Below are 19169 nucleotides of genomic sequence, written 5' to 3'. Positions count from 1 at the left end.
TGTTAACGCAGAGCGTAACGCACCTTAGACTGTTTTGTTTTGCTCAAATTGGGAAATCCACTGCTACCGTCTGATGACCACGCGCTTGTATTTCTTGAGTGAGTAGATCCCAACACCACGCGCCCAGGAAAGCACCGTGAACTAAACAGAAAAGACTCATAAGCGGTTATCAGTTATCAGTAGAGTGGACTGGTGTTGTTAATAATGATTACCAACTTTACGATGGTGGACTGCTGTCAGCGCCTCTGGTTTGGAAACTCGTCCTGCGTATACGTTGCTGTACACAATCCAGTGGTCACCACCATCCATCCGACTGATGACTTCGCACTCCATGTATGATAAAGCATCTGCAAGGATGGGTGTACCATTTTCGGCTGGCTGGGTTCTCACTCCTTCAAAACGATCAGCACCAGGAGCAAAACGTTTGAGGAAGTGCTTCATCAATTTTTGGTAGTTACCTTCTTCTAAGACGTTGAGCACGAATTTATCGCCCACTTGCATGAGTGATTCAATTGCCCTATCTTTAGCGACTGCTATCGATATTCCTAAGGGTTTGAAGCTGGCTTGAGAAACCCAAGAAGCTAACATGGCGCTGGATACATCACCTTTTTTGGCAGTGATGATGTATAATCCACCGCTAATTCTACCTAATGCTTTATCAACGTCAGCACCCAGAGATTTCATTTGCTTGATGCTGCGATCGCGTGTCACCCACTGTCCGATATCTGTCCCTGCTTCTTCACACTGCTTGTAGGTGTTTTCTGTAGGTGTTTGTTTAATCCGAATTGCTGGAAACGCTGTTATCAAACCCAAATTCCGAAATTTACTCAGCAACGGATCGATTGGTTCGTCATCTCCACCGCCTGATTCAAAAATTCCTACTCCTTGTTTTTCATTCACTGAGCCTAAAATGGTACTGATGGCAGCTTGGATACTAGCTGCACCAGAAGCTGGAGGCATTCCAACAACAATACCAGCACAACGACTTACAAGTTCCCGCAATTCTTGTAAGTCAACGCCTGCACGCAAGTCTACCATTTCTGTGGCGACGCCAGTTTTGGTGATACCGCTGGCAATTGCTTGGGCTAGGCGATCGCCATAACCGTAATCTGAAACGTAAAAGACTCCTACGCTTGTTTCTGCTTTGGCTTGGGTTTTACTCCAATTGCGATAACGCCCGGTGAGTTCGTCAACGTTATGTTGTAGTAATGGTCCATGACCTGTGGCTATTATGTTGATTTTTTCCAGTTCATCCATCCGCTTGAGGGCAGATAAAACTGAACGGGCGTTAGGAGCCATCAGACATTCGTAATAGTATTGAAAATCAGCTTCTATTGTTTTTAAATCTTCGTCAAACGTGCTATCTGAGCAATAGTGCATCCCAAACGCATCACAGGTAAATAGAGTTTGAGTTTTGTGATCGAAGGTGAAGATGGTGTCGGGCCAGTGTAAATTTGGTGCAATGACAAATTCTAGTTCGTGTCCGTTGCCTAAATCCAGGCGATCGCCATTTTTCACAATTTGGCGTTTAAATGGACGATGCACCAAATTTTCCAAGAATTGGATGGCGACTTTAGAACCGACAACTGTTACATCCGGCGCAAGTTGTAAAACATCTTTGACTAAACCGCTGTGGTCTGGCTCTGTGTGACTGATAATAAGATATTGAATATCTGCTGGATTAATTAGACCTTTGAGCGTATCTAAGTAAAGTTGGCGAAACTTTTCGTGAGAGGTGTCAACCAGAGCTATTTGCTCACCGCGTATCAGGAATGAATTGTAGGTAGTACCATTTTGCAAACCAAACTCGATATCAAAGCGATCGCGATCCCAATCCAAAGAGCGAATTGCTGTCGTCTCGGGAGCAATCTCGCCTGTTTCCATGGTTAGCTTTTTCTTGGTTTTTTCGGTGAGCGCTACCATAACTTGTCTCCTTAGCAATTGAGTATTTATTACTCTGTCCCTATTGTGACACGACTTTTTTATAAATTTTTATTAATTTTTCTATAGATAAGTTAAAAAAAACTAAAAGTATTAATATGGTGGTGAGTATCTCGTTACTCACAAGCCGCCAGACAAAGACTATGCAAAAAAGCCTGCTTAGGCAGGCTAAGCCTGTAACTAGCACAGGTAGGTAGTTTGAACAAAGAAAGTAACATTCCTCTTGCTATCCCTGCTTTGGTGCATAGCGTCCGTTGCTTAAAGCATTCGCCTGATTCATACTCGAATTCAGCAATGTCCCTATGACTCGTACCAGAATTTCAGGTGCAAAAAGCGTCCTTGGAGACTTGACTAGATGTGACACTTGTGCAAAACTGCGGTATATCTTGGGATTAGTAACGCATAGCAGCATGACTTGATCCATATATCGATGCATTAATTGAGTCATTTTGCTAAGATGACCGCCAGAGGTAGTTGCCCAACGGAAATCTTCACCTGTTGCCATCAACCAAGGAGTTTGCAAAACTTTAGAGAGTTGCTTTTGAAAGTGCTTAGTTAAACCTGTGAGGTTGGGCTCTCGATACCGGAATTGCTCTTGTAAGCACTGGTTAAGGGTTAAAGCACCCAATGCAGCAGCGGTCATACCCTGACCGTAAATAGGATTGAAGGCGATCGCGCTCTACCACAGTGACATGCTCAAAGTGTTCTACTAAAATTCTTGCTGCCAGTAATCCAGCCATGCTACCGCCAATCACTACGGCATGACTTCCATTATGAATTTTCTGTTGTGTCTCTACGTGGGTAGACATTGTTCGTTTACTAAATTAATCTTTTTAAAGTTTAAGTCTAAATATTTTCTATCAAAGCATAGCGGGAGGGTGAGAACCCCTACCTTTTAAGGAGGGGATGAAACCCGACACGCCCCGACTTTAGTCCGCAGTGTCTCTTAACCATCGTTCTACATATTCACTCACACTTAATCCTTCTGTCTGTGCCATATCTTTTAATTTGTTCCAAGAAGAATCAGTAAGTGATATGCCGTGGACTTTCTTTAACTCGTTATATAAAACGGGTTGATTTTTCACTCTTTTTTTACCTTTACCTGTTGACATCTCTTAGAATTGTCGAGTATTCTAAATGCATACTAACAAGGCAGCAGGAGGTGAGTCAACTGTACAGAACAATTCCGGTTAGGGCAAGATTTACAGACGAAGAAAAAGTCTTTTGGGTTAATCAATGCGAACACGCTAACAGCCTGATAAACGAGAGCGTTTATCACACTAGGCAAACTCATTACAGCAAGCTTGAACAGTTAGATGATGCTTTTACAACTTACTGGCGTAGTGATGAATTACTTACGGGGTGGAAAACGTATAAGTGCAGCACGACTTACCCCGAATTAGATAAAGTTCTCAAAGACAGTCCACATTACAAAGCAATGGCTGCACAGTCAGCACAGCAAACGCTAAAGACTGTAGGCGAGTCAATCACTAGTTATAACGGGTTGGTAAACGCTTATTACAAAGGTGAAGTTGATAAACCGTCACTACCAAAATACAGAAAACGTGGTGGGCTTGCATCTGTAACATTTCCGCGTCAAGCACTCAACTATAAAGGTGGTTGTTTTTATCCATCAATTAGTCGTGAAACTAAACCGCATTTACTAATAGAAATAGCCTTGCAATTGCCTGAATTCATTGATTCAGATTGGGTTAAGGAAGTAACGGTACGTCCTTATTTGGGTGAGTTGTGGATTGATTGGGTAATTGATGATGGCAAAGAGCCAATCAACAGCAATCCCAACCTTGATTACACTCAAGCTTGGAGTTTTGACCACGGAGGAACCAACTGGTTAACAGGTGTTTCAACTCATGGGAAAAGTTTGATTATTGATGGTCGCAAACTGAAAGCGATGAATCAAGGTTATTGTCGTCTAGTTGCCAAGTACAAGCAAGGGAAGTCTGATTTTTATTGGGCGGGGGTCTTACACGAAGAAAATGAACCAGCCTTACTACAACGAGTACCCGACTACGCCGACAGATCAACGAAACAAAGGCTGGTTCATTTTCTAGGGGACAATGCGTCGGATTCCAATCTTGATAGAGTACAACGCAAACGTAATAACCAGATGCGTGATGCTGTGAATAAAGCAGCGCGATTTATCATCAACCAATGTCTTAATGACCGTGTGGGGAACCTTGTCATTGGTTGGAATGATGGTCAAAACAGTGGCTCTAATATGGGCAAACGCAACAATCAGAACTTTGTTGTTATTCCCACAGGACGATTGATTGAACGTCTCAAACAACTTTGTCCAGAATACGGAATTGTACTCACAATCACCGAGGAAGCATACACAAGTAAAGCGTCTTACCTGGATGGCGATAGCCTCTACAAGCATGGTGAAAAACCCGCAGGATGGAAACCGTCAGGTCTAAGAGTAAAACGCGGATTGTACAAAAGTCGTGATGGTCACGTTATCAATGCAGATTGCAATGGCGCGGCTAATATTGCGAGAAAAGTCGCCACACAGCTAGGTTTGAATCTAGTCGAGGTGGGTAGGGCATCTTTGACAGTGCCACAACGGATTGATTTGTTTAATCGCTTAAGTAAATCATATCGTAAACGTTGCGCAGATGAGCCAGTGCTGCGGGAGGGGAGCCACTGCGTTGGACGGGTTTCCCGGCTTGAAGCATGTGGCGTTTTCCCTCCGCAGGCATCTGGCGGTGGGCTTTTAGCCCTCGGAGCAACATCAGTTTAGAATCCCCTTACTTCTAGTGAGGGGAGATGTCAATCTGAAGTTTTATATCGGAATTTAATAGTTACCTTGTTAAAGTTATATCAAAATAAAAAAGTCTAGAGTCATCTGAGAAAGATGACAGCTAATAATTAATGCGTAATAGCTCTTTCTGGCTAGCTTTAATGATTGGAAATTCCCGGCTGCATTGGGCGCACTTTATAGGTGAAACGCTCATTCGTACTTGGGATACAAATTATATGCCAGCTAACATTGTGCAGAAATTATCTCAATCAAAAACACTGAACGACCTACCACCAGAGATTTTACCACCTAATGAAGGGATAAACGGACAAGGCGATACGGGAGACCATAGGAGCGAGGAAACTATGGAGGGAAGGACAGAGGGAGAATTTTCTCTGACTCTCTCACTCTCTGACTCTCTGAATCCCTTATCTCCCCACCTCCCCATTCCCCTCCTCTTAGCCTCGGTTGTTCCCAATCAAACAGCACTATGGCAAACTTATCCTAACGTTTGTATTATTACCTTAGAACAAGTTCCCATAAAGGGGATCTATTCCACACTGGGAATCGACCGTGCATTAGCTTTATTGGGTGCTGGACAAGTTTGGGGTTTTCCTGTGCTGGTGATTGATGCGGGAACAGCACTTACCTTCACTGGTGCAGATACTAACCATTGTTTGGTTGGAGGCGCAATTCTTCCAGGGCTTGGGTTACAGCTTGCGACTCTTGCTGAAAGAACAGGACAATTACCAACAGTTGAGTCACCCCAGCAATTACCTCAGCGTTATGCTTTGAATACTCAACAAGCAATGCAAAGTGGGGTTATTTACACTCTAGTTGCTGGAATCAAAGATTTTATAGAAGCGTGGTGGCGGGATTTTCCGCAAGGGAAGATTGTGATGACTGGAGGCGATCGCACTTTGCTGGTAAAGTATCTACAATCTCAGGAAACTGAGATTGCAGCGCATGTGATTGTGGAGACGAATTTGATTTTTTGGGGAATGCAAAAATGCAATGAACGATGCTGTTTTCATCCCCGATGCGATCGCCTGAAGAAAAAAGATTACCTACTCGGTGAAATAGAAAAGACAGAAGGCTAGTGACTTGGAACTCTCACAAACAGAAGCGAGAAGTCAAAGCGCATTCAACAGAATTACGCACAGAGCAACTTAAGGACGGATTATCTGCACTGGATGTACAAGAACGCCAAGAACTAGGATTGACCGATAAGGACAATGAACGCACTAAGGCATTGCACCGAGATGGCTGTCAAAACCTGCAAGATGTCTCGCAAAGGCTTGATTTGTCGTTGTTAATCAGGTCTTTTCTACCGATGATGTAGCAAATTATCAAATCTATACACAACAAGGATTTTCAGACCAGATTGCCGGAAAAAACACGGTTCTCGGCTCAATGCCTATTTAACCAAAAATCAACCCTTAATAAAGTCGCGGATATCCCCAGCCACAACTGGCGCACAAGACTCTGGTAAATTATCCTCTCCGTGGGCAATTGTTTTCAACTTTGCATGAAGAATATATTGAGCGTAAGCGCGACTCATGGCTATAGCTTCTTGGTTGTCTTTTTCACCTTGTAGAATTAAAACCGGGACTGTTATAAATGACAATTCGTCGTGTAGCAATTCTGCTTGAATTTCTGGATGCTGGCGTTGGAAAAGGAGTTCGCAAGCTGTAGGATAATGCTGCATCACTTGATGAAATCGCCAATCCTGTTCAATTTTTTCATTCAAACCAAATATTTTAGTTATGGGACGAAATAGTCGCAATAAGTGAAAAACCAGTGATGGACGCTTTAATATCCGTTGCATCCTTTGCCAACGTTTCTTTTGCCCTTGTATTTCTACACCCTCAGGCGCTAGTAACACCAAACCATTAATTTGTTCTGGATACTTCAAAGCATAGCTAGCAGCAATCCAAGCCCCAAGGGAATCTCCAACTAAATAGACTCTGTCTTGCTTTAAAGCGCGCTTTAAAGTGTGTAGCAATTGTGCTATGCATTCCACTTGCAAATCAATTGAATAGTGGACATTAGGAAACTCTGATTCGCCAAATCCCAGTAAATCTGGGGCAAAGCAATGGAAATCTTGTGCTATCATCTCCATGATAGATATCCACTGGCTGCTATCACTCCAACTACCATGTAAAAAAATTATGGCAGTTCCTTCTCCAATCTCACGCCAGAAAAGCGTCCCTTGAGAAAGCTTTATGCGGGAGCTACGAAATATAGAATTCATATTTAATGATTTAATATAAGCGTTATCTTTAGTAGATTTTTCATTTGAAATTGTGAGTTAGTAGGTAGCTGCTCATTATTCGTTAATTTTTTTACTAACTACTAACCACTAACTAGGGCTGAAATAGCATTACGCTAGTGTTGTTAAGCCATCTAGATAATCTTGTAGCTGCCGACTATGGTCATGAGACATCTGTCCTGGAGGTAGAGAATTGAGTGGAAAAGCTTGGATTTCCATCACTTCCAAAGTATCTTGAATTTCCATGTTTCCCTGCACATTTGCTTCAACTACAATACAAATTGAATGAATTCTAGGATCGCGGTCTGGTGCGGAGTACACACCAACTAAACGCCGAATTGTTACCAGTTCTAGTCCGGTTTCTTCCATTAACTCGCGTTGGATAGCATTAGGAACATCTTCTCCCCAGTCCACCATTCCTCCAGGTAAAGCCCACAGACCGTTATCGCGCCGTCGGATCAGCACAATTCGACCATCTGGTAAAATTGGAATAATACTTGTGCCTGGAATGGGATGACGAAAGATAATGCCCAGCACGGTTTGTCCAATGCGCCATAAATTACGTGTGGACTGAACAGCCACTGCAAAAAAAGCAAGAATGTTCAATTTTCAATCGTTTGCCTTGTAGTGTAGAGTTGCCCCGCCACTCCCACTTTTTCAAGTGTGATGTTGAGTTGCTTGTTATACAACAATTTTTGTGGTTTGGGGTTTTATTTTAACGATTAACGTAGAATCTATGTTAATTCTACCATTTGCTTAAATTAAAGATATTGTATGTCTGAAGACACAAATTTCTCAATCAAGCAAACTCTGAGATTATAGCAAAAGCATGGTACTTGCTATGAGTAGAACTTTGTTCTCATTGATCTTAATAAAAATTATCAGGTAAATGAGAAAACCGAGCCAGTTTAATTTATAACTCAAATGACGACTGAAATGACGACTTAAAGTAAATTTGCATTTTTAGTTTATATACAATTTTTTTATCAAAACTTTTTTTATACGAAGAGTCAATTTCCTGATAACTACTATACTGAGGTAGCGTGAGAGTCGATCTAAAAAATTTGGTCTGAATTGGTGAAAAGTCTCTAATATTATAATTTTCGTACTATTAGATTTTACTTTTTAAACTTCTTATTCAAGATTGTACTTAATTTTTTTGATTCCCTGCCTCGGTAGGCAAAGACTTCTGCAAGATGGTAAGCTCTACTAACCTTTTGTATGCACAGCGATATATTCTAAACGACTCTTCTATAGATTTGTTGACATTTTTTTTATAGAATGGTACTATAGTCTACCGTCTGAAATATGTCAGTCGCAAAACTAGGCTTAAGTTATATAAGTAATACCAATAACTGTTATTGCCTACATTCAGCCTAGAAGTAGCTTATTTAGTTGTTTATTTTATGAGGTGAACATGGCTAAGCGCCGCAATCCGAAGAAAGAAAAGGCGCTACGGAACCAGGCATATGCCCGAAAGTTTCGTAAACGGACGACAACAGGACGTTTCCAAAGAAGGTTCCAACAACGACCTCCGAAGAGCGAAGAAGATGAGGGCGCAGCAGTTATGGATGCTGAGTAAGTTCTCTATTCAAATACTTTTTGCCCTATAGCTCTTTGAGGGTCGGGGCGTACATTATGTACGCCCTTGTTGATTATTTAGTTGTCATTTGAGCACGGGCGCTAAGGAGTGCTTGCTTAACTTGGGCAAACCCTGTACCACCATAGCTATTACGAGCAGCAACCACTTGCCGAGGTGATATTGCCTCGTAAATATCTTCTGCAAATGCTGGATGAAGTTGTTGCCACTCTTTTAGGCTCAAATCTTTGAGGAGTTTCCCGGCAGCGATACTGGTTTTTACCACTTTGCCCACAAGATTGTATGCTTCCCGGAAGGGTACGCCCCGTGCTGCAAGATAATCTGCGACATCGGTTGCATTAGAAAAGTCTTGTGTGACTGCTTCTTGCAAGCGCTGAGTCTGAAATTCTAAACCTTCTTGGAGTAGAATTGTCATTGCTTCTAAACAAGCTTTGACTGTGTTAACGCTGTCAAATAAACCTTCTTTGTCTTCTTGCAAGTCTTTGTTGTATGCCAAGGGAAGCCCTTTCATCATCACTAACATTGCCTGAAGATGACCAAATACGCGTCCAGTTTTCCCGCGCACCAGTTCTGGTACGTCGGGGTTCTTTTTTTGAGGCATAATGCTTGAACCCGTCGCGCAGCTATCTTTGAGAGTCACAAAGCCAAATTCCTCTGATGCCCAAAGAATGACTTCTTCTGAAAGACGACTGAGGTGAACCATAATCAGACTGGTAGCACAAAGAAATTCGATCGCAAAATCGCGATCGCTCACTCCATCAAGGCTATTAGCATAAACTCCCTCAAAATTCAAGAGTTTTGCTGTATAGTGGCGGTCTATAGGGAAAGTTGTTCCTGCTAAAGCACCGCACCCCAAAGGTGAGATATTGACTCGGCGAGAAACATCTCCTAAACGTTCCCAGTCGCGTTGCGCCATATGAAAGTACGCCAGCAAGTGGTGAGCTAAACTTAGAGGTTGGGCGCGTTGCAAGTGAGTGTAACCAGGAATCAGCGTTTCAACGTGTTTTTCAGCGGTATCTAGTAAGACTTGTTGAAAATCTCGCAATTGGTTGCGGATTTGTTGAATTTGGTCGCGGAGATAGAGTCTAGTATCAGTACCTACTTGGTCATTACGGGAGCGAGCGGTGTGTAATTTCTTCCCTAAATCACCCACAATTTCCACAAGACGTCGCTCAACAGCAAAATGCACGTCTTCCGCTTCAACACCAGGGTGAAATTTGTCTTGACGATATTCCTGGCGAATTTGCTCTAAACCAGTAACGAGTTGCTCTCCTTCTTCCTGAGAAATAATGCCCGTGTGAGCCAACATTTTGGCATGAGCTTGAGAGCCAGTGAGGTCATACTCTATGAGTAGAATATCAAAATTAATACTGGCATTAAACCGAGCGATTGCAGGATGTAGTGCCGATTCAAACCGTTGACTCCAAGTTTGTTGTTCTTTCATGAGTGTGGGAAAATTATGAGCTATGAAACTTTTTAGCTAAAACCAAAAGAAGCCTCACATCTCACCCGAAGGGGAGTGTGAGATGAATTTTGGGGCAATGACGAATTGACCCCCAACCTATGTTGGGCGTCGGTCAACGCGGGAGCGGGGTCGATGTTAGCGGAGCGGCACGAAGTGCGGAATTGCCAATTTCTGGGCTGTCTTGTGATTCAATATACTGTTTTAAGGTTGAGATAGTCACGCCGCCGCAACTAGCAATAAAATAAGATCCGTTCCAGAAAACATCTTTTGTGTAGAAACGACTCAGATGCTCTGCAAATTCTTGTCTGAGTCTACGGGAAGTTGTTGATTTGATGTTTCCAACTAACGTGCTTAATTGTAAATCTGGATGATATTGAAACAGCGCGTGTACATGGTCAGATTCACCATTAAACTCAACCAGTTTACAGTCCCACTTAACCAACAAGTCTTCAAGGATAATGTGCAATCGCTTTAACATCTCACCATTGATAGCTTTGCGACGATATTTTGTTGTCAGTACAAGATGAGCTTTCAGGTCACTGACTGACCGACCTTTTGAGACAAAATCATTTTTCACAACTTTTTCAGGAGCTATGTTACAATCACTGTAGTCTATAATAACAACATTGACTTGAGTTTAAGGAGGTGAGTCCCTTTGTTGCTTAACTATCAGTATCGTGCTTATCCAAATACCAATCAAAAACAAGACTTAAACGAATGGTTGCGAATTTGTCAATACTGGTACAACAAGCAACTAGGAGATAGATTTGATTGGTGGGAGAATAACCGCAGTCGCATCGATGCTTGTTCAATAATCAGTTGTCCGTTGCCTGAACTACGAGACAATCCAGATTTTTCTTCTCAAAAGAAACAACTTCCTACTCTAAAAAAAGACTTGTTTAAAGTGGGTCATTCTGGAGAGTTGCTAGATTTTTCTCGCGTTCCATCTCAAACATTGCAAGATGTCTCCAAGCGAGTAGATAAAGCTTTTTCTCGTTTTCTTCAAGGAGATTGCAACGGAAAACGTAGTGGGAAGCCACGTTTTAAAAATGCGGCACGCTATCGCACCATGAGGATTGAGGGACAAGCCATAACGATTGAACGAATCGAAAAAGACTGGTTATTCTTGTCAATTTCAAAGCTTGATGGTTGGATAAAAGTACGTTTACATCGACCTTTACCCAATGGTTTTGTGCTGAAAAATGCTTTGCTAACAAAAAAAGCAGATGGCTGGTATATCACAATTTGTCTAGAAGACCCGAATGTACCTGTTTTTACTTCTGATGAGATAACGCCCACTTGGGATAACACTCTAGGTTTGGATGCAGTGTTGCATGAAGAAGATTATTTGGCAACTTCAGAGAATACCAAATTACCTTCTTTAAAGTCTTTCAGAAAATCCGAAAAACGTCTGGCTAGGGTTTCTAATCGTAAATCTGCCAAGAAAAAAGGTAGCAAGGCACGCCGTAAACTAGCTAAAAGGGAAGCGCGAAAACATCAACGCATTGCCAGGGCAAGAAAAGACCATGCATTTAAGACGGCTCATGCAGTAGTTCGGACAAATAAAAAAGTTTTTGTACATGAAGATTTAAATCTTAAGGCTTTGTCAAAGCGAAACAAAGCTAAACTCGACGTTAACGGAACCTATCTTCCAAATGGTCAAAGTGCTAAATCGGGTTTAAACAAATCCTGGAACGATGCTGCCTTTGGACAGTTTTTTACCATCCTAGAATACATAGCTTCAAAAGCATCGGGTGTGGGTCATAGCAGTAAAACCTGCTTACACGTCTCAATTACTCGCATATCGTGACGAATTCATCTTCACTGATTGTGATATCCGCGAGTACTGGGATGAATTTGAATTGCTTTGGGTTGACCGCGACGTGAATGCCGCTATCAACTTAAAGCGTGTTGGGCTGGGACTGTTCCCAACAATAAAACGCCGTAGAGGGAATCCAGTAGTAGCTGATTCTACTACTAATAGTACCTCGAAGGAAGTTCTAGTAGTTCTTAGGAATGCTAGAAGCCTACACTCACAGCTTGCTGTGAGTGTAGGTAGTTCACCATTCATAATTCATAATTCATAATTTATATTTGGCAAAATAGGTGAGCTAACGACAGACATGAAGCTTATACCATTTCTTTGTGAGGCTGCGCCAAATTTTCTTGACTTTTTCATTTCTTTCTTTGTGTCCTTTAGGTCCAAAGACTGCGGGAAGCCACTGCGCGTCTATGTGGTTCGTTCCTCATATAATTTGGCGCATCTTTATACAGAATTGGTATTAGGAACAAAAGCACTTTCGGTTAAGTCTCAAGCGTTATATAGTCTAATCAACTACTCATGTCCTCAAAGCGTAATCACAATATTCAGCAGTCAAACCCCAATAATTTCTTAATTGAAGGTATAAAAACTATTGGGTTGAGCTTATTTCTGGCATTTGGAATTCGCACTTTTGCAGCAGCAGGCTATTTTATTCCTTCGGGTTCAATGGAGCCAACGCTACAAATTAATGACCGCTTGATGGTAGACAAAGTGAGCTATCACTTTAAAAACCCACAACGAGGTGACATTGTACTATTTTGGCCACCTGAAGAGACTACTGCTGCGTGTGGGTTAGCACAGAAATCCCAGGATCCTTTTATTAAGCGAGTGATTGGACTACCTGGGGAGAAGATAGAGATCAAGGAAAGGCGCGTATACGTTAATTCTCGCCCTTTAAATGAGAACTACATTGCAGATAAACCTGAGTATTTATGGGGACCTGAAATTGTGCCAGCAAATTCTTATTTGGTTTTGGGAGACAATCGTAACAACAGCTGCGACGGTCGCTACTGGGGTTTTGTTCCTCGCGATCATATTATTGGTCGAGCAACTGTTCGCTACTGGCCATCGAACCGTATAGGTATATTAAGCGAAGAACAAAAGCCGTAGTTTAAATGAGAACCTACCAGAGGTAGTACAAATACAAAACCTTCCTCTTTGAATACACAAACTTTATGTTGCTAAAAAAGTATAACACTAGAATGAGAACTGATTTGCGATTTATTGATGACCAAGCCTCATGAACCCCATCTTTAATTAAGACTTTTGTCAATTACCACATCTAGAAAGTTATACGCTGTATTTTTTGGTAACGAACTATCTACTGCTTTGTTTATAGACGCAGTATTGCTGATAACACAAATTGAACTTGCGTAGAAATTTTTAGTATGAGAAAGAACAACAACTGCAGTTAGAGTTATAGATGCAGTCGTCAAATACACAAATTGTTTGTTCAAACCTTTGGAAAACATCAGGAATGCCTTTTGAAGCGAAGAGTGTATGTCGGGAAAATTTTATTTCAGTTAATGTTACTAGAGGTTCTCTCCACAATTCTAAGATAAATAGTGCTCAGCTATTTAGTAAAATAGCTAATTCCGTTGACTAAAGCTATGGATAAAAGTCATAAATTTGGCATGACTTTAGTCATATTTTGATAATGGGGTAATATTATAGTATGTTCGTTAAATAAAAAAAGCGAGCTGAAATACTTAAAGACAACAAAAACATGATTCCAATTTCAACTCTTTTTATCGGGCTGAATGGTCTGATTGCTCTTGCACTCACCTACATTGTGGTGATGGAACGAACAAGCACAAGAGTTTGGCATGGTGAATCCAAAGAAGATGTAGCGATACAACCCGATCCACTTGTAAATCCAAATGTCGTGACAGTTACAGTTGAGAAGCTTGCTACAAAAATTATTCCTGATAAAGTCGAAGACTACGGTGCTTTACAGCGTAAGGTTCGTGCTCATGGAAATTTTGCGGAATATGTGCCGCTAGCATTACTTTTTGTCATTGCTCTTGAGTTAATGAATTCGCCTGATTGGCTCATTTGGTTAGAGGGTGGCATTCTCATAATAGCTAGAATTGCTCATGCATGGGGTTTAATAAAGACTTATGGTCCTTCTCCTGGTCGGGCTATTGGCTTTTTTCTCACCTTGTTTGTCTATATAGTTGGTAGCTTAGCTTGTGTTTATTACGGTTTTCAAGGTGTTATTTCATATAATATATGTTTAGGGATTCCAGTCGTATTCAATATTGGCTTGCCCGTTAATTTTGTTGATTGCTAGCTGACCAGCTTTGAAGCCATGCTTCTCGTAAAATCGGCAAGATTGTGTATTTTGTTGCAAAGTTTGAAGTGTTAATCCTTGTGGACAAATCTCTTTTGCTTTATTGAGTAAGGCTGAACCGATACCGCAGTTTTGATATTGGGAATTAACAAAAATCTGTGATAAATACTGTTCTTGTTTTATCACTACAACAAATCCTACAATGTCATGTTCAACTTCGGCAACCCAAACTTCTCCTGTAGAAGCAAGTTCATCACTAAAGCGAGATTTCCATGCAGAATATGGTTGTGGATGTTGAATATTGGGAAATGTTTGGTGCCAAGTTTGGTACCAAAGCTGAACAATATTTTCTAAATCCTTTGAGTCATACAGTCGAATTTTCACCACAGTACAAGAGGTTTGTTCTCGTTTGTTCTCGTTCCCAAGTTCTGTTTGGGAATGCACGACCTTGGGCTGCTGCCTCACTTTTATCATAATCACTAGGCAGAGCCTCTGTAAAAACGTTACTAGGCAGAGCCTAGTAACGAGAAATCAGGATACTCTCTTCTTGTCAACAGAGAAAGAGGTTAGGAAGATAGGTTACTGCTGGTCTATACGTAGCACTGCCATAAAAGCTTCCTGTGGTACATCCACTGTACCCACAGATTTCATCCGCTTTTTCCCTTTTGCCTGCTTCTGTAGGAGTTTCTTCTTCCGGCTAATGTCACCACCGTAGCATTTGGCAAGCACGTCTTTGCGCAATGCCGGAATATGTTCACTGGCTATAATTTTACTGCCAATAGCTGCCTGAATTGGTACTTTGAATTGATGGCGAGGTATCAATTCTTTGAGTTTTTCTGCCATTGACCGTCCAACGTTATATGCTTTATCTCTGTGGACAATCATCGCTAGAGAATCTACTGGATCGCCATTAATTAAAATATCGAGTTTGACGAGGGGGTTTTCCCGATAACCAATCAGATGATATTCCATGCTGGCATATCCGCGTGAGCGAGACTTCATTTGGTCAAAAAAGTCAGTCACAACTTCTGCCAAGGGCAATTCGTAAGTGAGTGTGGTGCGTCCTTGGGTGAGATATTTCATATCTTTGAAAACACCACGCCGATTTTGCGCCAACTCCATCAAAGTACCAACGTAAGTTTCTGGTGTAATCATATCCACTTGAACGTAGGGTTCTTCGATTTTTTCCCGTTCGTTGGGAGAGGGTAGGTGGCTGGGGTTATCGATGTATTCTTCCTCGCCTTTGATGGTATGTACCTTGTAAACTACAGAAGGAGCAGTTATGATTAAGTCTAGGTTATACTCTCGCTCTAGGCGTTCTTGCACAATTTCCATATGCAACAAACCTAAAAAGCCGCAGCGGAAACCAAAACCCATTGCGCTTGAGGTTTCTGGTTCAAAATGCAATGCAGCATCATTAAGTTTCAGCTTATCCAAAGCTTCGCGCAAGTCTTCAAATTGGTCGGCATCAATGGGGAACATTCCACAAAAAACCATTGGGTTGGCTTCTGTGTAACCAGGTAATGGTTCAGCGGCTTTGCCATTGGTCAAAGTCATTGTATCTCCTACCCGTGCATCAGCCACAGCTTTAATTGCTGCTGCTAAATAACCGACTTCCCCAGCGTGTAGTTCTTCAACTGGCTTTTGGGTAGGAGACAGCACTCCTAACTCATCAATTTCGTATTCCTTGCCAGAAGCCATGAGGTAAATGCGATCGCCTTTCTTGAGTGTGCCATCCATCACCCGAAAATAAACAATGACTCCCCGGTAACTATCGTAGTAGCTATCAAAAATCAATGCTCGTAAGCGGTCATTTACCGTGTTCTGTGGTGGTGGTATACGCTCGACAACTGCCTCTAAAATTTCATCAACGCCAATTCCTTCTTTGGCTGAGGCGAGAATTGCACCACTGCAATCTAAACCGATAATTTCTTCAATTTCCTTGATCACCCGCTCTGGTTCTGCTCCAGGCAAGTCTATTTTATTCAAAACCGGGATAATTTCTAAGTTATGCTCTAAGGCTAAGTAAACATTTGCTAAGGTCTGAGCTTCTACTCCCTGAGAAGCATCTACTACCAACAGCGCACCTTCGCAAGCAGCAAGACTGCGAGACACTTCGTACGAAAAATCCACGTGACCAGGAGTATCTATTAAGTTCAGTACATAACCCTGACCATCCTTTGCCTTGTAGTTCATTCGGGCAGCTTGCAGCTTAATTGTAATGCCGCGCTCGCGTTCCAGATCCATGTTGTCGAGAAACTGTTCTTTCATCTCTCGCTGATCTACAGTGCCTGTCACTTGCAGCAAGCGATCTGCCAAAGTTGATTTTCCGTGGTCAATGTGAGCAATAATACAAAAATTACGAATGCGATCTGCGGGAACGTCAGTCATAGACTTCTTTGCTTTATCAGCAACAAGGGATAAAACAGCAATATACATACTTCACGTATTTTAATGCTTTCTTGGCTCAGACGGTGGTATGGAGAGGTGAGAAGATAGAGATAAAAGGGACAAGAGGATAGACAAGAGGAATAACTAATGACTAATGGCTATGGACTAAGGACTATTGACTAATGACTACTAACAAATGAATATTGACTTGTAGACTTTCAAAAGAAGATATGAAGGTCTATCCATAGCTTCTCGTATTTACCAGTCAGGGGCGTACAATAAACAACATGAAGTACAAAACATGGACTTCATGGGCAAGTGCTAACCGCAAGAGCCAGACTGGTGTGAATCGAACGACTTTACAAAGCCTTGGAAAAACAAATCAGAGAGTATATCTTCCTATGAATATGAAAGAAAAAGCTATCGATGCGGAACAAATACTAACCGATAAGGTAGAGATTGCTATTCGCTTAGATTCCGAGTTACTCGAACAAATTCATCATCTCACCAATGACCCAAGCAAAGTCATTGAGGTGGCGCTCCGTCAATGGCTTAGAGGTGAAACTCCAAGAGATGATGAACTAACGCGCACACCTGTGCGTAAACCTTTACCACCTCGAGGAGAATGGAACGATTAAACTCAAAAAACTAAACAACTAAAAAAAGTAGAAAGTAAGATACATGTGGAAGATAAAAAAATGTAAAATTTTCGAGAAGAGTTCCTATAACACCAAAAATCGCCGCTCAAGTGTGCTAGAGCTGTAAAATGTTATTCCCAACTGTAGCAGCGAATCGCAAGCCTATTTTTGGGTTGGCTTCTATAGTTATCCAACTCGAGTCATGAGTATTACTGCTAACTCCTAAAGGTCGAACATCTTGTCAGAAAATCTAGAAGATATTACCAGTAAAACTAATGGCTCATGGGCACATTTAGGAGCCGAGTTGGTGTACATGCAAGATAGTACAGGACGCTACCTGACTTTTTGGTGTCAACACAGTGAATCTTTAGGGTTTGATCCTAAGCAAATTGTTGAAGACCAAAGCAGCAAAGAATATGCCTTCACCCCAGTGGATAAGGGTGCATATATGGAAAAGTTGCAGCGGATTTTCACAACTTTGATACCCCAAAAGTATCAGTGCTGGTTTTGCTACGGTCAGCAATTATTTGAGTTAGAGTTGGTGATCAGTCCAATCATGCCGCCCAAGGCATACACTCCAACAACAGTTTTCGTTATGGGACGATTGCTGCAAGCAGCAGTTAGTAAAGAAGAAAACTTGACATCTCAAATATCTGTAGAGCTAGATTCAGCAATAAGTTCACAGCGCCACCACAAACTGATAAACCAAATTACCAGAAATATTCGGCGGACATTGGATCTGGATATTATTTGGCAACAAACGGTGGATAGTTTAGGGGAAGCGCTACAGTTGAAACGCTGCATCATTTGTCCGTATCAATCATCTCACACGAAAGTGCAGGTGATAGCAGAGTATCGCCAACCATCTGTGAGTTCAATGCTTGGCTTAGAAATAGACATCGCTTCTGAGCCGGGCTTCGCCCAAGCATTGGCAACTCTACAACCTATTTTGGCAAAAAACCCACAACATCCTCAGTTCGACCAGCAGAGAATGTTAGTAGTTGCAACTTGCCATCAAGACCAACCAAATGGATTGATTGCTCTAAGTTTGGGCAAAAAATGCTGTGCAATCAGCGCAGAGGAACTTGCAATCGCAAAAGATGTGGCAGATCAGCTAGGAACAGCGATCGCCCACGCAACTTTATACAAGGAACTGGAACAAGCACGTCAACAAGCCGAACAAGCCACTCGCCGCATCAGAGAGTTTCTCGCCAACGTCACTCATGAACTGAGAACACCACTCAATGGCATTATCGGATTTTTAAAGTTGATTTTGGAAGGCATGGCAGATGATCCAGAGGAACAAAGGCAATTTCTTGAAGAAGCTCATAAATCATCACTATACTTGCTTGATATTATCAACGACATGTTAGACATTGCCAGAATTGAAGCAGGCAAAATGGAGCTGGAATTGCGATCAGTCATGTTAGATGAGCTATTCAGTGATATAGAAAGTTTTATGCGCCCTCAGGCAGAGGGCAGAAATCTTAGCTTCCAAATGAATATGCCTGTGACCTCTGATGAAATTATCGTCTATGGCGATTACCAACGTCTCAAGCAAGTTATGCTAAACTTACTTAGTAATGCTATCAAATTCACTCATGAAGGTGGTATAACTGTCACTACCGATGTGGTTCGCAAAAAAGTGACATTTCAAGACCAGCAATTTCCTGGTATGGTGAGAGTGCGTGTAGCAGACACTGGGATTGGTGTCTCTCTCGACAAACAGGACAAACTATTTCAATTATTTAGTCAAGTAGATAGCTCCCGCACTCGCCAGTACGGAGGTACAGGTTTAGGACTAGCAATATCCCAAAAGCTAGTAGAGGCGATGGGAGGTGAAGTCAATTTTTATAGTTTGGGCGAAGGGCTAGGATCAACAGTCACATTCACCGTACCACTCTATCAACAACCAGTGATGGTTTCATCATCAGATAGCGACTCACAAGCATAGTTCATTTTGAAAAGAATACTGAATTCAGAATC

19 protein-coding genes are annotated in these 19169 nt (G+C 41.8%); 9 read left to right on the top strand and 10 right to left on the bottom strand.

Translation table 11 applies throughout. From position 1 onward, the window contains the following. Positions 1–198 precede the first annotated feature (198 nt). The 4 genes from DP117_RS01685 to DP117_RS01670 form a co-directional block, all read right to left on the bottom strand. Positions 199–1923 (bottom strand): diflavin flavoprotein, encoded by a 1725-nt coding sequence (locus DP117_RS01685; protein ID WP_169216602.1) that lies wholly within the window; start codon positions 1921–1923, stop codon positions 199–201. Positions 1924–2167: 244 nt separating this feature from the next. Next, complete coding sequence (locus DP117_RS01680) at positions 2168–2584, bottom strand: hypothetical protein (RefSeq protein ID WP_169216601.1); 417 nt, start codon at positions 2582–2584, stop codon at positions 2168–2170. After that, complete coding sequence (locus DP117_RS01675) at positions 2550–2750, bottom strand: hypothetical protein (RefSeq protein WP_211175858.1); 201 nt, start codon at positions 2748–2750, stop codon at positions 2550–2552. Before DP117_RS01675 ends, DP117_RS01680 begins: the two co-directional genes overlap by 35 nt. Before the next feature lie 120 nt (positions 2751–2870). Next, positions 2871–3026 (bottom strand): hypothetical protein, encoded by a 156-nt coding sequence (locus tag DP117_RS01670; protein ID WP_339381230.1) that lies wholly within the window; start codon positions 3024–3026, stop codon positions 2871–2873. Positions 3027–3112: 86 nt separating this feature from the next. Between DP117_RS01670 and DP117_RS01665 the strand changes: the two genes are divergently transcribed. The 3 genes from DP117_RS01665 (at position 3113) to DP117_RS01655 (ending at position 6044) form a co-directional block, all read left to right on the top strand. Next, positions 3113–4702 (top strand): IS200/IS605 family accessory protein TnpB-related protein, encoded by a 1590-nt coding sequence (locus DP117_RS01665; protein WP_248277493.1) that lies wholly within the window; start codon positions 3113–3115, stop codon positions 4700–4702. A 131-nt stretch (positions 4703–4833) separates the two neighbouring features. Continuing rightward, entirely contained in the window at positions 4834–5802 is a 969-nt protein-coding gene (locus DP117_RS01660) for a pantothenate kinase (protein WP_169216599.1), read from the top strand. Next, positions 5802–6044: a hypothetical protein gene (locus DP117_RS01655; protein ID WP_169216598.1), complete on the top strand. Its 243-nt coding sequence runs from the start codon at positions 5802–5804 to the stop codon at positions 6042–6044. Before DP117_RS01660 ends, DP117_RS01655 begins: the two co-directional genes overlap by 1 nt. A gap of 90 nt (positions 6045–6134) precedes the next feature. Here the strand turns inward: DP117_RS01655 and DP117_RS01650 are convergent, their stop codons facing one another. Then, positions 6135–6956, bottom strand: a complete 822-nt coding sequence (locus tag DP117_RS01650) for an alpha/beta hydrolase (protein ID WP_169216597.1) — start codon at positions 6954–6956, stop codon at positions 6135–6137. Positions 6957–7085: 129 nt separating this feature from the next. Beyond that, positions 7086–7580 carry an NUDIX hydrolase gene (locus tag DP117_RS01645; protein ID WP_169216595.1) on the bottom strand — a complete coding sequence of 165 codons (495 nt, stop codon included), beginning with the start codon at positions 7578–7580 and terminating at the stop codon, positions 7086–7088. Between the two features lie 811 nt (positions 7581–8391). Between DP117_RS01645 and DP117_RS01640 the strand changes: the two genes are divergently transcribed. Beyond that, positions 8392–8556 carry a hypothetical protein gene (locus DP117_RS01640; RefSeq protein ID WP_169216594.1) on the top strand — a complete coding sequence of 55 codons (165 nt, stop codon included), beginning with the start codon at positions 8392–8394 and terminating at the stop codon, positions 8554–8556. Between the two features lie 73 nt (positions 8557–8629). Here the strand turns inward: DP117_RS01640 and argH are convergent, their stop codons facing one another. After that, positions 8630–10018: an argininosuccinate lyase gene (gene argH, locus DP117_RS01635; RefSeq protein WP_169216593.1), complete on the bottom strand. Its 1389-nt coding sequence runs from the start codon at positions 10016–10018 to the stop codon at positions 8630–8632. Positions 10019–10151: 133 nt separating this feature from the next. After that, positions 10152–10616 (bottom strand): IS200/IS605 family transposase, encoded by a 465-nt coding sequence (gene tnpA, locus DP117_RS01630; RefSeq protein WP_169216592.1) that lies wholly within the window; start codon positions 10614–10616, stop codon positions 10152–10154. Positions 10617–10694: 78 nt separating this feature from the next. Between tnpA and DP117_RS01625 the strand changes: the two genes are divergently transcribed. From DP117_RS01625 to DP117_RS01615, 3 genes are all read left to right on the top strand, one after another. Then, complete coding sequence (locus DP117_RS01625; RefSeq protein WP_248277484.1) at positions 10695–11849, top strand: transposase; 1155 nt, start codon at positions 10695–10697, stop codon at positions 11847–11849. A 531-nt stretch (positions 11850–12380) separates the two neighbouring features. After that, complete coding sequence (lepB, locus tag DP117_RS01620; RefSeq protein WP_169216591.1) at positions 12381–12971, top strand: signal peptidase I; 591 nt, start codon at positions 12381–12383, stop codon at positions 12969–12971. Between the two features lie 616 nt (positions 12972–13587). Beyond that, complete coding sequence (locus DP117_RS01615; RefSeq protein WP_169216590.1) at positions 13588–14154, top strand: MAPEG family protein; 567 nt, start codon at positions 13588–13590, stop codon at positions 14152–14154. Here the strand turns inward: DP117_RS01615 and DP117_RS01610 are convergent. Both DP117_RS01610 and lepA read right to left on the bottom strand, forming a co-directional pair. Next, positions 14098–14598 carry a GNAT family N-acetyltransferase gene (locus DP117_RS01610; protein ID WP_169216589.1) on the bottom strand — a complete coding sequence of 167 codons (501 nt, stop codon included), beginning with the start codon at positions 14596–14598 and terminating at the stop codon, positions 14098–14100. The two genes, DP117_RS01615 and DP117_RS01610, sit on opposite strands and share 57 nt — an antisense overlap. 135 nt (positions 14599–14733) lie before the next feature. Next, positions 14734–16545 (bottom strand): translation elongation factor 4, encoded by a 1812-nt coding sequence (gene lepA, locus DP117_RS01605; RefSeq protein ID WP_169216588.1) that lies wholly within the window; start codon positions 16543–16545, stop codon positions 14734–14736. Between the two features lie 401 nt (positions 16546–16946). Between lepA and DP117_RS01600 the strand changes: the two genes are divergently transcribed. Then, complete coding sequence (locus DP117_RS01600) at positions 16947–17183, top strand: hypothetical protein (RefSeq protein ID WP_169216679.1); 237 nt, start codon at positions 16947–16949, stop codon at positions 17181–17183. A 235-nt stretch (positions 17184–17418) separates the two neighbouring features. Next, entirely contained in the window at positions 17419–19137 is a 1719-nt protein-coding gene (locus DP117_RS01595; protein ID WP_339381238.1) for an ATP-binding protein, read from the top strand. The last annotated feature ends 32 nt before the right edge of the window (positions 19138–19169 follow it).

It is taken from the genome of Brasilonema sp. UFV-L1 (assembly GCF_012912105.1).
In the GTDB taxonomy this organism is placed as follows: domain Bacteria; phylum Cyanobacteriota; class Cyanobacteriia; order Cyanobacteriales; family Nostocaceae; genus Brasilonema.
The sequence above is the reverse complement of the archived record's forward strand: the minus strand, read 5'-3'. Positions and strand labels throughout refer to the sequence as shown.